The organism is Lysobacter soli (assembly GCF_003382285.1).
GTDB classification, from domain to species: Bacteria; Pseudomonadota; Gammaproteobacteria; order Xanthomonadales; family Xanthomonadaceae; genus Lysobacter_J; species Lysobacter_J soli.
Genome location: NZ_QTJR01000002.1, coordinates 235,018 through 248,503, shown reverse-complemented (window position 1 = coordinate 248,503; position 13,486 = coordinate 235,018). Strand labels below are relative to the sequence as shown.

16 protein-coding genes are annotated in these 13,486 nt (G+C 69.0%); 10 read left to right on the top strand and 6 right to left on the bottom strand.

Annotation, left to right across the window (positions count from 1 at the left end):
• Position 1: 1 nt before the first annotated feature.
• From DX912_RS04370 to DX912_RS04335, 8 genes are read left to right on the top strand one after another with little or no spacing between them, the layout of a single operon-like run.
• Complete coding sequence (locus DX912_RS04370; protein ID WP_115841254.1) at positions 2 to 142, top strand: cbb3-type cytochrome oxidase subunit 3; 141 nt, start codon at positions 2 to 4, stop codon at positions 140 to 142.
• Entirely contained in the window at positions 139 to 1,071 is a 933-nt protein-coding gene (ccoP, locus tag DX912_RS04365) for a cytochrome-c oxidase, cbb3-type subunit III (RefSeq protein ID WP_115841253.1), read from the top strand. The genes DX912_RS04370 and ccoP overlap by 4 nt, the downstream gene beginning before the upstream one ends.
• Positions 1,072 to 1,094: 23 nt before the next feature.
• Positions 1,095 to 1,388 carry a hypothetical protein gene (locus DX912_RS04360; protein ID WP_115841252.1) on the top strand — a complete coding sequence of 98 codons (294 nt, stop codon included), beginning with the start codon at positions 1,095 to 1,097 and terminating at the stop codon, positions 1,386 to 1,388.
• An 11-nt stretch (positions 1,389 to 1,399) separates the two neighbouring features.
• Positions 1,400 to 2,953 (top strand): 4Fe-4S dicluster domain-containing protein, encoded by a 1,554-nt coding sequence (locus DX912_RS04355; RefSeq protein WP_115841251.1) that lies wholly within the window; start codon positions 1,400 to 1,402, stop codon positions 2,951 to 2,953.
• The gene (locus tag DX912_RS04350) at positions 2,953 to 3,462 is read left to right on the top strand and encodes a FixH family protein (protein WP_115841250.1); all 510 of its coding nucleotides are present in this window, start codon (positions 2,953 to 2,955) and stop codon (positions 3,460 to 3,462) included. The genes DX912_RS04355 and DX912_RS04350 overlap by 1 nt, the downstream gene beginning before the upstream one ends.
• A gap of 2 nt (positions 3,463 to 3,464) precedes the next feature.
• Positions 3,465 to 5,870: a heavy metal translocating P-type ATPase gene (locus tag DX912_RS04345; RefSeq protein WP_115841249.1), complete on the top strand. Its 2,406-nt coding sequence runs from the start codon at positions 3,465 to 3,467 to the stop codon at positions 5,868 to 5,870.
• Positions 5,867 to 6,067, top strand: coding sequence for a cbb3-type cytochrome oxidase assembly protein CcoS (gene ccoS / locus DX912_RS04340; protein ID WP_115841248.1), 201 nt, complete (start codon positions 5,867 to 5,869; stop codon positions 6,065 to 6,067). The genes DX912_RS04345 and ccoS overlap by 4 nt, the downstream gene beginning before the upstream one ends.
• Positions 6,057 to 6,800 carry a sulfite exporter TauE/SafE family protein gene (locus tag DX912_RS04335; protein ID WP_115841247.1) on the top strand — a complete coding sequence of 248 codons (744 nt, stop codon included), beginning with the start codon at positions 6,057 to 6,059 and terminating at the stop codon, positions 6,798 to 6,800. The genes ccoS and DX912_RS04335 overlap by 11 nt, the downstream gene beginning before the upstream one ends.
• A gap of 8 nt (positions 6,801 to 6,808) precedes the next feature.
• On the opposite strand, the gene fnr is transcribed toward DX912_RS04335, so the two are convergent.
• Positions 6,809 to 7,573: a fumarate/nitrate reduction transcriptional regulator Fnr gene (gene fnr / locus DX912_RS04330; protein WP_181902702.1), complete on the bottom strand. Its 765-nt coding sequence runs from the start codon at positions 7,571 to 7,573 to the stop codon at positions 6,809 to 6,811.
• Positions 7,574 to 7,867: 294 nt separating this feature from the next.
• The gene (locus DX912_RS04325) at positions 7,868 to 8,347 is read right to left on the bottom strand and encodes a hypothetical protein (protein ID WP_115841245.1); all 480 of its coding nucleotides are present in this window, start codon (positions 8,345 to 8,347) and stop codon (positions 7,868 to 7,870) included.
• 353 nt (positions 8,348 to 8,700) lie between these two features.
• Between DX912_RS04325 and DX912_RS04320 the strand changes: the two genes are divergently transcribed.
• Positions 8,701 to 9,234, top strand: a complete 534-nt coding sequence (locus DX912_RS04320; RefSeq protein WP_181902701.1) for an outer membrane beta-barrel protein — start codon at positions 8,701 to 8,703, stop codon at positions 9,232 to 9,234.
• A 139-nt stretch (positions 9,235 to 9,373) separates the two neighbouring features.
• Positions 9,374 to 10,669, top strand: a complete 1,296-nt coding sequence (locus tag DX912_RS04315) for an APC family permease (RefSeq protein WP_115841243.1) — start codon at positions 9,374 to 9,376, stop codon at positions 10,667 to 10,669.
• 13 nt (positions 10,670 to 10,682) lie between these two features.
• On the opposite strand, the gene DX912_RS18715 is transcribed toward DX912_RS04315, so the two are convergent.
• The 4 genes from DX912_RS18715 to DX912_RS04295 all read right to left on the bottom strand — a co-directional run bounded on the left by DX912_RS18715 (position 10,683) and on the right by DX912_RS04295 (position 13,470).
• Complete coding sequence (locus DX912_RS18715) at positions 10,683 to 11,537, bottom strand: N-acetylmuramoyl-L-alanine amidase (protein WP_483308166.1); 855 nt, start codon at positions 11,535 to 11,537, stop codon at positions 10,683 to 10,685.
• On the bottom strand, positions 11,534 to 12,493 hold the full coding sequence (gene gnd / locus DX912_RS04305; protein WP_425477901.1) for a phosphogluconate dehydrogenase (NAD(+)-dependent, decarboxylating): 960 nt from the start codon (positions 12,491 to 12,493) through the stop codon (positions 11,534 to 11,536). Before gnd ends, DX912_RS18715 begins: the two co-directional genes overlap by 4 nt.
• Positions 12,494 to 12,563: 70 nt before the next feature.
• On the bottom strand, positions 12,564 to 12,977 hold the full coding sequence (locus DX912_RS04300; protein ID WP_115841241.1) for a hypothetical protein: 414 nt from the start codon (positions 12,975 to 12,977) through the stop codon (positions 12,564 to 12,566).
• 76 nt (positions 12,978 to 13,053) lie between these two features.
• Complete coding sequence (locus tag DX912_RS04295) at positions 13,054 to 13,470, bottom strand: hypothetical protein (RefSeq protein ID WP_115841240.1); 417 nt, start codon at positions 13,468 to 13,470, stop codon at positions 13,054 to 13,056.
• Between the last annotated feature and the right edge of the window lie 16 nt (positions 13,471 to 13,486).

Here is a 13,486-nt window from a genome sequence, read left to right as displayed (position 1 = left end):
CATGCTGTCCGGAATCGTCACGACGATCCTGCTGGTGCTGTTCGTGGCCGGCTGGGTGTGGGCCTGGAGCCCGAAGCGCAAGAACGAATTCGACGCGGCCGCGCAGCTGCCGCTCGATGAAGACCGGGAGAAACGGCAATGACCACCGGCTGGTCGATCTATGTCATCGCGATCGTCGCGATCAACATCCTCGGTTGCGTCTGGCTGATCTGGTGGACCGGCAAGCGCCGGCCGGGCGATCCCGCCCCCACCGACACCAGCCACGTGTGGGACGGCAACCTCACCGAATACAACAAGCCCATGCCGCGCTGGTGGGTGAACCTGTTCTACATCACGATCGTCTTCGCGATCGTGTACCTGGTCTGGTATCCGGGACTGGGCGCGTTCGCGGGCGTGGCGAAGTGGACCTCCGCACGCGAACAGGCCGCCGACAAGGCGCGCGACGATGCGAAGCTCGAACAGACCTTCGCGCCGTACGCGGGCAAGTCGATCGACGTCATCGCACGCGATCCCAACGCCGTCGCGCTGGGCCGTTCGATCTTCAACAACACCTGCGCGACCTGCCACGGCTCCACGGCGCAGGGTGCCGTCGGATACCCGAACCTCACCGACCAGATCTGGCATTGGGGTGGCAGCCCGGACGACGTGCTGCACTCGGTGCTGGAAGGCCGCGAAGGCGTGATGCCCGAATGGGGCAAGGTGCTCACCGGCATGGGCGGCGACAACGCGGTCGACTACGTGGTCGCCTACGTCCGCACGCTGTCGAACCCGGACACCATGCAGAACAACTACATGGCCGCGCAGGGCAAGGCGCTCTACAACGGCGTGTGCATCGCGTGCCACGGCGTGGACGGCAAAGGCAATACCGCGATGGGTGCGCCCGACCTTACCGACGACTACTGGCTCTACGGCAACAGCAGCGAGAGCCTGCGCCACACGATCGAGAACGGCCGCCACGGCGTGATGCCCGCATGGCGCAACACGCTCGGCGAGACGCGCTCGCGCCTGGCCGCGGCGTATGTCTGGTCGCTGTCGCATCCCACCCAGTCGACGGTGACCGCGACACGTTGAACTCCTGAGGCGAGCACGCTGCCATGAGCCAGCCAGCACCGCGATTCGACCACCCGCCCCGACCGCTCTCGCAGCGGCTCGGGGCGATCCTGTGGCCCAGCTTCTTCGCCGCGTGCGTCGCGACGATGGTGTTCTTCGCATACGTCGATCCGCTCGCGTTGCGCGACATGACCTTCCCGCACCTGCCGATGACACGCACGCTCGGGTACAGCCTGGGCTTTTTCATGTTCTGGATCGCCACCGGCGCATCCAGCGCCTTCACCTGGGTGCTCCTACGCCCGGCCAGCCGTTTCAACGGGCCACTGCGGCCCGAGTAGTCGATACCGCGATGAACAAGAAGATCTCGATCGACCTCCTCGACGACGGCGGCAACGCGCTGTACGTCAGCGAGCGGAAGATCTACCCGCGCAGCGTGAGCGGCGTGTTCCAGACCTGGCGCAACGTCGCGGTCGTCGTGCTGCTGGGCATGTTCTACGTGTTCCCGTGGTTGCGCTGGGACGGCCGCCAGGCGGTGCTGTTCGATCTTCCGGCGCGCAAGTTCTACGTGTTCGGCCTGAACTTCTGGCCGCAGGATTTCTTCCTGCTCGCGGTGCTGATGATCATCGCCGGCCTGTCGCTGTTCTTCTTCACCGCCATTGCCGGGCGCCTGTGGTGCGGCTACGCCTGCCCGCAGACGGTGTGGACGGAAGTGTTCCTGTGGATGGAGCGCTGGACCGAAGGCGACCGCAACGCGCGCATGAAGCTCGACGCCGCGCCGTGGACCGCCCACAAGCTGCTGCGCAAAGGCGGAAAGCACGTGCTGTGGCTGGTGTTCGCGCTTTGGACCGGCTTCACCTTCGTCGGCTTCTTCACGCCCATCACCGACCTCGCCGCACGCGCGCCGTTCTTCGGCAACGCGCCGGGCTGGGGCGGCTGGGAGACGTTCTGGGTGCTGTTCTACGCGCTGGCGACGTGGGGCAATGCGGGCTTCCTGCGCGAACAGGTCTGCAAGTACATGTGCCCGTACGCGCGTTTCCAGAGCGCGATGTTCGACCGCAACACGCTGATCATCGCCTACGACCCCATGCGCGGCGAACCGCGCGGCCCGCGCAAGCGCGGCCTGGGCAGCGTGCTCGAACGCGCCCGCGGCCTGCTCGATCCCGCCACCGCCTACGACTTCGTGTTCCGCGCGGCACGGCAAGGCAACGCGGTCACGCTCGGTGCCGCGGGCACGACAGCCGTCACCGACGTCGGCCTCGTTGCGCAGCCGTTGCCGAAGTTCGAACCCGAACAACTTGGCGACTGCATCGACTGCACGATCTGCGTGCAGGTCTGCCCGACCGGCATCGACATCCGCAACGGCCTGCAATACGAGTGCATCGCATGCGGCGCCTGCATCGACGCCTGCGACTCGGTGATGGACAAGATGGGCTATCCGAAGGGCCTGATCCGCTATTCCACGCAGAACGCCATCGACGGAAAGCCCACGCGCGTGGCGCGTCCCCGCGTGCTGCTCTACGGCCTGTTGCTGCTGGCGCTGTGCGTGGCGTGGGCGTGGGGCGTGGGCCATCGCAGCCCGCTGATCGCCGAGGTGCTGCGCGATCGCAACGCGCTCTATCGCGAAGCCGCGGACGATCGCATCGAGAACACCTACACGCTCAAGCTCGTCAACAAGGATGTCGCGCCACATGCGTTCCGCATCCGGGTGCAGGCGCCGGCCGGCATCGAACTACGCGGCGGGCCGCAGACGGTGAATGCCGACGCCGAGCAGGTGCTCAACCTTCCGCTGGTGCTGTCCGCGCCCGAGGGCGTCCGCGGCAAGCAGGCGGTGACCTTCCATGTCGAACGCGTCGACGGCACCGCGAATGCCGACGTGGCCTCGACCTTCTTCGGACCGATGTGATGAGTCTGGCCGTGAAATTCCGCAATCCCGTGATGTGGATGGTCATCGGCCTTCCGTTGCTGTCGATCGTGGCCGGCGTCGGGCTCGTCGTCGTCGCGCTGCGCAGCGGTGGCGACGATGCGGTGATCGACACCGTGCAGCGCACGGCGCAGATCCAGACGACCGAACTCGGCCCCGACGAGCGCGCACGGTCGATGAAACTGTCGGCCGTGCTGCACGTGGACGCGAAAGGGGTCGATCTATTGCCCGTCGGCGGCGGGTTCGCGAATGGCGACGTGCCGCGCGATGTACCGCTGTCGCTTACGCTCTCGCATCCGAGCGATGCGTCGCGCGATGTGCGTGTCGAGTTGAAGCCCAGCGAACTCGGCTGGCACGCGGATCTCGCACTCGAAACCGGTCATGACTGGCTGCTTCAACTCACGCCCGCCGACGCGCAATGGCGCCTGCGGGGCCGCCTCGTCGCCGGCCAGGGTGCAGCGCATCTGGCCCCAGCGTTTACCGGCGAATAGCAATGGATGCGGCGCTGCCACTGCGCGACACCCGCACCGCCGACATCGGCGTCTGCCACCACTGCGGCGAGACGCTTGCGGCGGATGCCGTTCGCGACGGCGACCGCGCGTTCTGCTGCAACGGGTGTGCGGCCGCGTCGACGTGGATCCGCGAAGCCGCGCTCGGCGACTACTACGCGCTGCGCACCTCACCCGCCGGCCGCGTGCAGGTCGATGCGTCCGATTTCGGCGCGTGGGATCGCGACGTCGTGCTCGCCGAACACACACGCGTCGTCCCCGGCGGGCGCGAGATCACCGTGCTCACCGACGCGATGCGCTGCGCCGCCTGCGCGTGGCTGATCGATCGCGCACTGCGCCGGCATCCCGGCGTGCTCGACGCGGGCGCCAACGCGGTGACCGGCCGCGTCGTGGTCGCGTGGGATCCGCAGCGCGTCGCGCTGTCGACGCTGATGCAACGCCTCGCCGCGCTAGGTTATCGCCCGTGGCTGGCGACCGGGGACGCACGCGAGCAGGCACAGCGCCGCGAACGCCGCCGCTGGCTGCTGCGACTGGGCGTAGCGGGACTCGGCGCGATCCAGGCGATGATGTTCGCCGAAGCGCTGTATCTGGACACCGCGCAGCAGATGCCGGTCGCCACGCGCGATTTCTTCCGCTGGATCACCTTCCTCGTCTCCACACCGGTCGTGTTCTATTCCGGCTGGCCGTTCCTGGAAGGCATGTGGCGCGAACTGCGCGGCCGCCGTGTCGGCATGGACACGCTTATCGCCGGCTCGACCCTGCTGGCGTACGTCGCCAGCCTCGTCGAAACGCTGCGCGGCGGCACGCACGTCTGGTACGACGCGGCGGTGATGTTCGTGCTGCTGTTGCTGGTGGCGCGCATGTTCGAACAGCGCGCGCGGGGCATCGCCAGTGCGCAGGTCGATGCGCTCGCGCGGGCGCGTCCGGCACTCGCGCTGCGCGAACGCAAGGATGGCTCGACCGAGCAGGTTCCGCTGGGCGAAATCGCCATCGGCGACGTGCTGCGCGTGGCGGCAGGTGAAGCGGTACCGGCGGACGGCGTGCTGCTCGATCGCGCCGCGTCCTTCGACGAAGCACTCATCACCGGCGAATCTACGCCGGCCCGACGCGAAGCCGGCGACGCCGCGCTCGCCGGCAGCGTCTGCCGCGAACACGCGGCGCGCCTGCGCGTCGTGCGCACCGGCGCCGACACGCGTCTTTCGCAGCTCACGCGCCTGGTCGAGCAGGCGCAGTCTGCACGGCCGCGTCTGGCGCGAGCAGCCGAACGCGTGGCCGGCGGGTTCGTCGTCGCGCTGCTGCTGTGGGCCGTCGCGACGTTTGCGTGGTGGCACGTGCACGAGCCCGCACGCGCGCTCGAAGTCACGCTCGCGCTGCTGGTCGTGAGCTGCCCGTGCGCGCTGTCGCTGGCGATTCCCACCGCGCTGACGACGGCGAATGGCGCCCTCGCCCGCATCGGCGTGCTGGGCGTACGCGAGGATGCGCTGTCGACGCTGGCCCGCGTGGATCGCGTCGTGCTCGACAAGACCGGCACGCTCAGCAACGGGCATCCGGAACTCGACAGCGTCGCGACATTGGGGAACCTCGACGCGCTCGATGCGCTGTCGATTGCATCGGCGCTCGAGCGCGGCAGCGCGCATCCGCTCGCGCAGGCATTCGCGCACATCGCGGCCAATCGCACGGCGCACGACGTGCAGGCCGTGGCCGGCTGCGGCATCGAAGGCGATATCGAAGGCGTGCGCTGGCGCCTTGGGCGCGCGGACTTTGCCGCCAGACAGGCGGACGATGGCGCGCTGTGGCTCGGCGACGGGACGCGTGCGTTCGCGCGCATCACCGTCCGCGAAACCATGCGCGATGGCGCGCGTCAGGCCATCACTGCACTGCGCGAGGCCGGCATCGCGGTGGAACTGTGCAGCGGCGATGCCACCGAGGCGGTCGCGAGCTTCGCACGACAGGTCGGCATCGACGACGTCCTGGCGCGGCAATCGCCCGAGCAAAAACTCGCCCGCGTGCGCGAGGCGCAGGCGCGCGGCGACGTCGTCGCGATGGTTGGCGATGGGATCAACGACGCGCCCGTCCTCGCCGGCGCCGATGTCTCGCTCGCGATGGCCGAAGGCGCCGCCCTCGCGCAGCGCGCGGCTGATTTCGTCGTGACCAGCCCGTCGCTGCTGCGCGTGCCGCAGGCGATCGCGCTGGCGCGGCGCACGCAGCGCATCATCCGGCAGAACCTCGCGTGGGCGCTGGGCTACAACGTGCTGGCGATTCCGCTGGCTGCGACGGGACACGTGACGCCGTGGATCGCGGCGCTCGGCATGGCAGGCTCGTCGCTGCTGGTCACGCTGAACGCGCTGCGGCTGAGCCGCGGCCAACGCAACGAAAGGAGAGCCGCATGAACATCCTGCTGCTGCTCGTGCCGATCAGCCTGGTGCTGCTGGGCATCGCGCTCGCTTCGTTCGTCTGGGCGGTGCGCCGCGGACAGTTCGACGACCTCGACACGCCGGCCATCGACATCCTTCGCGAGGACCCGCTGCCGGCGCCGGTTCGCGATCCGGCGAGCGAATCCACTGAGGTCGATCAGCATGCCGATTGACTGGCTGACGCTCGGCGCGGCATCGCTCAGCGGCTTGCTGGGCGGCGCGCACTGCGCGGCGATGTGCGGCGGCATTGCGACGGGCTTTTCCGTGAGCGCGCAGCGCGCTGGAGCCACGACGGTTCGACGCTCGATCGCACCGGCGCTCGAAGCGAACCTCGCGCGCATCGGCGGCTACGTCATCGCCGGTGCGATCGCCGGTGGCCTCGGCCACGGCATCGTCGGTGTCGCGCGGATGGACGGGCTGGCGACCGCGCTTCGCATGCTCGTCGGACTGGTGTTGATCGCCGTCGCGCTGCGTCTGTTCGATCGACGCGGGCGTTTCTCGGCGCTGGGCGGCGCAGGTGCGCGCATGTGGGCGTGGTTGCGCCCGCTGCAGCAGCGGATGCTGCCGGCGGATTCGCGCGCCAAGCGCATTGGCCTGGCGATGTTGTGGGGCTGGCTGCCGTGCGGGCTGAGCACCACGCTGCTCGCCGCCGCGTGGCTGCAGGCGAGCGCACTGCACGGCGCGCTGACGATGCTCGCCTTCGGCGTCGGCACGTTGCCGGTGATGCTGCCACTGACGTGGAGCGGCGCGCGCCTTGGCCGCTGGTTGCAGACGCGCTGGCGCAATGCGGGCGCGGGATTGGTGATGGTCGCGGGACTGCTGACGCTGTCGGCCCCGTGGCTGATGCAGGTGCCGGAACTGCACGCGGTGTTGTCCGCGCTGGGATGCGTCACGCCATCGGCGTGAGGGGTCGATTACGTCGCGTTGCGCGTGCGGCGTGCGCGCGGAGTTTGGTCTTCCGCGCCGTGGGCCAGTCGCGTGAGTTCCTCGAGGTCGACGATGTCCACGCGACGCCCATGCACGTCGATCACGCCGTCCTCCTGCAACCGCGTGAAGCCGCGGCTCACCGTTTCCAGCGCAAGGCCGAGGTAACGCGCAACGTCCTCGCGGCTCATCGGCAGCCTGAACTGCGTCGCCGACTGGCCAATCTGGCGGAAACGTTCGCCCAGGCCATGCAGGAACAGCGCGATGCGTTCGTTCGCCTGGCGCCGCACCAGCATGCCCATGTGGTCGTGGTCGCGATTGAGGCTGTGGCCGATGACGCGCAGCAGCTGCTGCTGCAAGCCCGGCAATTGCGCCGCGACTTCGGTGAGCTGGTCGAACGGTACTTCGCACACGTTCGCATCGCCCAGCGCCACCGCTTCGCAGCGATGCGAACCGCCGCCGAGCGCGTCGAGTCCGATGAGTTCACCCGGCAGGTGGAAGCCGAGCACCTGCTCGTCGCCGTCCTCGCTCAGCGTGACCGTCTTGAACGCGCCGTCGCGGGCGACGTAGACCGAAGCCAGCGAGTCGCCGATGCGGAACAGGCGTTCGCCGCGCGAGATGGTGCGGCGGCGGCGGACGATGTCGTCCAGGCGATCGAGTTCAGGCCCGCTGATGCCGGCCGGCAGGCAGAGCTGCTGGAGCGAGCATTGCGAACAGCTGCGGCGAAGGTGCGCAAGATCCAGGGGACTGTTCATCGTGTGCCATTGTCGCATGCGGCGCAGTGCAGCCGCCGGTTGGAACCGCGGGGCGAATTGTCCATGGCAGGCCTCCAGGAAAGCGAAAGGCGGCCGCAGCCGCCTTTCGCGCCACACGCCCGAAGTACCCGGCCCTCTGCGGGGCCTCGCGATCCGGCCCGAGCCGATTCGCCGCGCTACTGTGCGCGCCGATGCGTGAACGTGCGCGTGCCCCCGATCGCCTCGTGCACGCGGACTTAACCCCACCGCGTGCGTTTTCTGTTCGAGGTGCGCGGAGTGTGATCGCGTTGGCGATCAGCCGCCGGGCGGGCGACCACCCGGCGTCGTCAGATCGTACTGCGGCGAGATCTTCGGCCCCGTCATGGACTTCTGCGCCGCTTCCAACGCTTCGCGCTTGCGGCGAGCCGTCATGCATACGCGCGTGACGCGATTGGTTCCGGCGACCTTCGTGCGCTCGCACACCAGGCGTTCGTCCGCGACCTGCGTCGCGGTCCTGTCGAGCCACGTGATCTGCTCGTTCGCCTGCGTGCGCTCGGCTTCGGACAGTTCGGCATAGCTGCGGCCGCGGATGAGGGCGAGCAGCTCGTCCTGCCGCTGCAGCACTTCCTGCTTTTTTGCGGAAGGCACTTCGCTGAAACCTGCGGCGCCACTGTCGACCGCGCGGCGCAGGCGTTCCTGCTTGACGATCACCTCCTGCACGTCGAAGGCCTCGCTCGCCATCGCCAGAAGGGGAATCGACAACGCTGCGGCAAGCAGCAGGCCCTTGATGTTCATCGCATGACTCCATTGCAGTGGGATGAGCGCGCGCCGACGTTGCGGCGCACGTTGGAGGAAGGAGGAATTTCCCCACGCGGGCGGATTCCGGCCCGGCGCACCCGATCCTAGCCGCGGTGGCGTGTCGCATCGCGCACCATGACCATCCCGCCCGATTGCGCAAACACCCCCACGTTCGCGCGAACAGTTCCAGTCACGGGACAGTGTTTCCCCGAAGTCCGGCCTTTGTTCCGCGCACGCAACGCCCATCTCCTTCGTGCAGCGATGGCCGCCCAGGCATTCCGCCAGGACCCGTCGCGATGAAGCGCCGCTCCCCCCCCCGATGGCGGCGCGCATGCAGGAGTCGATTCGCAATGAAGAAGAACAAAGTGCTCTCCACCGCCCTGGTCGCCGTCATCGCCAGCGCCGCCGCCTTCGGCGCGCAGGCCGCCGACAAGGGCTTCTACGCCGGCGCGGGTGTCGGCCAGTCCTATGTGGACGAAGGCGCGTACGACGACGAGGACACCGCGTACTCGGTCTTCGGCGGCTACCAGTTCAACCGCTATTTCGGGCTTGAAGGCGGCTACGCCGACTTCGGCAAGCTCGAGCCTCGCGGCACCGGCACGCCGCTGGAAGCCAGCTCGGTCTACCTGACCGCCGTCGGCACCGTTCCGGTCACCGACCACTTCTCGATCTACGGCAAGGCCGGCGTGCAGCGCTGGGACCTGGACCGCGCGATCCCGTCCATCGTCGGCAACACGGACGACAACGGCACCGATCCGACCTACGGCGTGGGCGTGCAGTACCGCTTCACCGACAACGTCGCGCTGCGCGGCGAATACAGCCGCTTCGAGGTCGAGGACACCGACCTGGACCTGGCGCAGATCCAGCTGCGTTACGACTTCTGAGTCGAACGCGCTGACAGCACGAACCGCGAAGGCCGCCGGTGCGAACCGGCGGCCTTTCGCGTTTGTGACGCGCTGCAGCTGGCGGTGCGCCGATGCGACGGGCACTCTGGGCGCCAGCCGACCACGGGGAAACACCGCGTTGGACAGCACGCCCACGGATCCACGCACCACGCCCGGAACGCTGCGCGCCGTGAGCCGATGGCAGATCGTCGGCCTGTCGATCAACGACGTCGTCGGCAGCGGCATCTACCTGCTGCCGGCCGCAGCCGCGGCGCTGCTCGGGCCGGCGAGCCTGTGGGCGGTGCTGCTCGCGGGGCTCGCCGTGAGCCTACTGGTGCTGTGCTACGCGCAGGCGGCGAGCTATTTCGATGCACCCGGCGGCGGTTATCTCTACGCGCGCGAAGCGTTCGGTCCCTTCATCGGCTTCGAAGTCGGCTGGATGCTGCTGCTCACGCGCGTGGCCACCGCCGCCGCGCTCGCCAACGGCCTGGCCGAAGCGGTCACGCATTTCTGGCCCGCCGCCGACGCCGGCTGGGCGCGCGTGTCGATCGTGAGCGGCTCGATCGCGTTGCTGGTGGCGATCAACGTCGTCGGCGTGCGCGCGGCCGCGAACGCGGGCGTGTTGCTCGCGATCGGAAAGCTCGTGCCGCTCGCGTTGTTCGTCGCGATCGGCGTCTTCTTCGTCGACACCTCGCTCGCCGCATCGTCCACCGCACCGCTCACCGCGCGCCCACTCGCCGAGGCGGCGCTGTTGCTGCTGTTCGCCTACGCCGGCTTTGAGAACCTGCCCGCCGCCGCGGGCGAATACCGCAATCCGCGCCGTGACGTGCCCTTCGCGTTGCTGACGATGATCGCCACGGTGACGTTCGTGTACGTCAGCGTGCAGTGGGTCGCGCTGGGAACGCTGCCGGATCTCGCGCATTCGTCGACGCCGCTTGCCGAAGCCGCTTCGCGCTTCTCTGGCGAAGGGCTCGCGCTGGTGATGACGGTCGGCGCGAGCATCTCGATCCTGGGCACCAGCAGCAACACGGTGCTGATGGCGCCGCGTTACCTGCTGGCGTTGTCGCAGGACGGCTACGGGCCGCGCTGGCTCGGCGCGATCCATCCGCGCTTCCGCACGCCGGCCGTTTCGATCGTGCTGATCGGCGCGGTGTCGCTCGCGCTGGCGCTGTCGGGATCGTTCGTGCAGCTGGCGCTGTTGTCGGTGGTGTCGCGACTGTGCACCTACCTCGGCACCGCGGGATCGGTGCTCGTGCTGCGGCACAAACACGGCGATCGCGAAGGCGCACTGCGACTGCCCGGCGGGCCGTTGATCCCGATCGCGGCGATCGTGCTCAGCCTCGCGCTGCTGGCGAGCGCGCAGGTGGCGAACCTCATCGCCGCGGCTATCGCGCTGGTAATCGGCGCGGTGGTCTACGCGTTCCGGCGGAGGTGAATCGCCTTCGCCGTCATGATGACGGTGTCGTTATCGGAACGACTGCGGGCTCCGGCATGTCCATCAACTGCTTCTGCAGATCGAACAGGATCTCCGCATCGCCCGGCAGCCACTGCGACGCCTCGTTGCCGCGATAGTGGCGATGGAACGCGCGCACCGCCGCTTCCGGATCACGCAGGTCGTACCCCACCAGCCGCATCGCCGCCCATGCATCGAAGCCCGGCGGAGGCGGCGCCAGCGGCGCGCGCGGCCACAGGCCATACCCGGCGTCGGCCAGGCGCTTCCAGGGGAACAACGCGCTGGGGTCGCGCTTGCGCGCCGGCGCGATGTCGCCATGGCCGATCACCAGGTGCTTAGGGATATCGAGCCGCCAGGTAATGTCGCCGAGCAATCGCAGCAGTGTGGCGATCTGCGCCTCGGTGAAGGGCTCCACGCCGTCGTTGTCGATCTCGATGCCGATGGACGCGGAATTGAGGTCGCTCACGCCTCCCCAGCGCGATGCGCCCGCGTGCCAGGCGCGTTCCGTCTCGTCGACCAGCTGGTACAGCACGCCATTGTCGCCGATCAGGTAATGCGCGCTGACGCGACCACCCAGGTTCCGCGTCTGCAGCGTGAGCAGCGCCGCTTCCGCGCTTTCCATCTCCGTCTGGTGCAGCACGATCATCACCGCATTGCGTGGATCGTGGTTCGGCGAAGGTCGCCACTGGGCGAGCGGATTGTGCAGCGGCTTGGGCGGTGGCAGAGGCTGCGGCGTCGGCAGCGGTTGTGGCTTCGGCGGTGGCGACGCCGCGCATGCGGCCAATGCCAGCGCGACGAGGACAGGCGCGATGCGATGCGGTTTCATGCGCAGGACGTCGGGCAAGCTCACTCCTTGCGGATCGCGTGCCCGCCGAACTGCGCGCGCATCGCGGCGAGCAGCTTGTCGGCGAAGGAATCGTCCTCGCGCGAACGCAGGCGTTCGAGCAGCGACAGCGTGATCACCGGCGCCGACACATCCAGTTCGATCGCCTCGGCCACCGTCCAGCGGCCTTCGCCCGAATCGGATACGTACGGCGCGATGCCGGCCATGGTCGGGTTTTCTTCCAGCGCGTTCGCGCTCAGGTCCAGCAGCCACGAACGCACGACGCTGCCGTGTCGCCATATCTGCGCGATCTGCCCCAGGTCCAGCGCGAAATCCGCGCGCTTCTGCATGATCGCGAAGCCTTCGGCGTAGGCCTGCATCATTCCGTACTCGATGCCGTTGTGGACCATCTTGGTGAAATGGCCCGCGCCCGTCGGGCCGACGCGGCCCCAGCCGCGATCGGCTGCAGGCGCAAGCGCCTCGAAGATCGGACGCAGGCGATCAACGACCGCTTCATCGCCGCCGACCATCAGGCTGTAGCCCTCGCTCAACCCCCACACGCCGCCGCTGGTGCCGCTGTCGACGTAGGCGATGCCGTGTTCGGCGAGCATCGTTCCGCGACGCACCGTGTCCTTGTAGAACGAATTTCCGCCGTCGATGATCGTGTCGCCACGCGCCAGCTGCGGCAGCAGGTCGGCGATGGTGCGATCCACCGGATCGCCCGCCGGCACCATCATCCACACCACGCGCGGTGCGGGCAGGCGTTCGATCATGTCGGCGAGCGATTCCACCGGCTCGATGCCGCCCTGCGCCGCGCGTTCGCGCGCCTGCGCGCCGGGATCGAAGCCGACCACGCGATGCCCGCGTTGCACGAGCCGCTGCGCCATGTTCGCGCCCATGCGGCCCAATCCGATCATGCCCAGTTCCATCCGCGACTCCGATGCGAGGCGGCTTTCGCCGCGATGGCGACAAGGATGGCGCATGCGCGCGCGCAGTTCATCCCCGGCGGGCACATCGCCTCGCCAATGCTAAGAACGCGTGAACGTCGCGCCGTCAGCGCGCGTCGCAGCGCCCGTACCGCAGGCCCATGCCCTTCGCGCCGACGATGGGCTCGGCTGTGGGCACGTAATCGCGCAGCGGCACGTGCAGCCCCTTCGCGTCCTCGAAGACGTACAGCGAAAAGTCGTCGCCGAGGAACTCGACGCGATAGCCCTCCGGCACCGGCGAGGTCGGCGCGGCGCCGAAGCTGGTGTACGAGTCCATCGTCGCGCGCGTGCGCAGCGTGCGCGCACCGCTGGCGATTTCCAGCCCGTCGGCCGCGATGCGCACGCGCGGCGCCGCGGCGTTGCCGCAGTCGGGCGAGTACGTACCGCCGTAGAGTTTCAGCGACTCCGGGCGCAGGTCCTGCGCGAATACCGATTGCGCGGCGACGCACGCGAGCGCGATGGCGAGGCATGAGTGGCGCATGGCGTCGATCCTCCGGCTCCGGTGACCGGACCAACGCGGCGCATGCGGGATGGCGGCCAGCCCGGCCGCCTCGGCGTCAGTGCGGCAGGGACGGTGTGACGACCGGCGCGAGCGGCTCGCGCTCGACGCGTTCCTGCTCCAGCGCGGCCAGGTGTTCCTCCAGTGTCCGACCGAGCGCGGCGGCTTCGCGGCCGGCGGCGTTCAACAGCGGCGCGGAAGCCTCCAGGCGCAGCTCACGGCCATTGCGTTCCTGCACGGCGACCACGTGGCGCAGCATCGCCAGCGCCATCGCGGCGCTGTCGCTGCGCGCGGCGACCTGGCTGCCGAGCACCAGCAGCCATTCGCCATCGCGCCAGCCCACGCCGCCGATCGCGGTGTCGTCCGAATCCAGGAGCTGCGCATGCGGCTGCAGCGCATCCCCGAGGCGGCGGATCGGCCGGCTCGGTTCCTTCTTCTTGCGCGCGTCGCGCTTGGCCTTGGAATTGCGTGACATGAGGGCTCGCGATCGC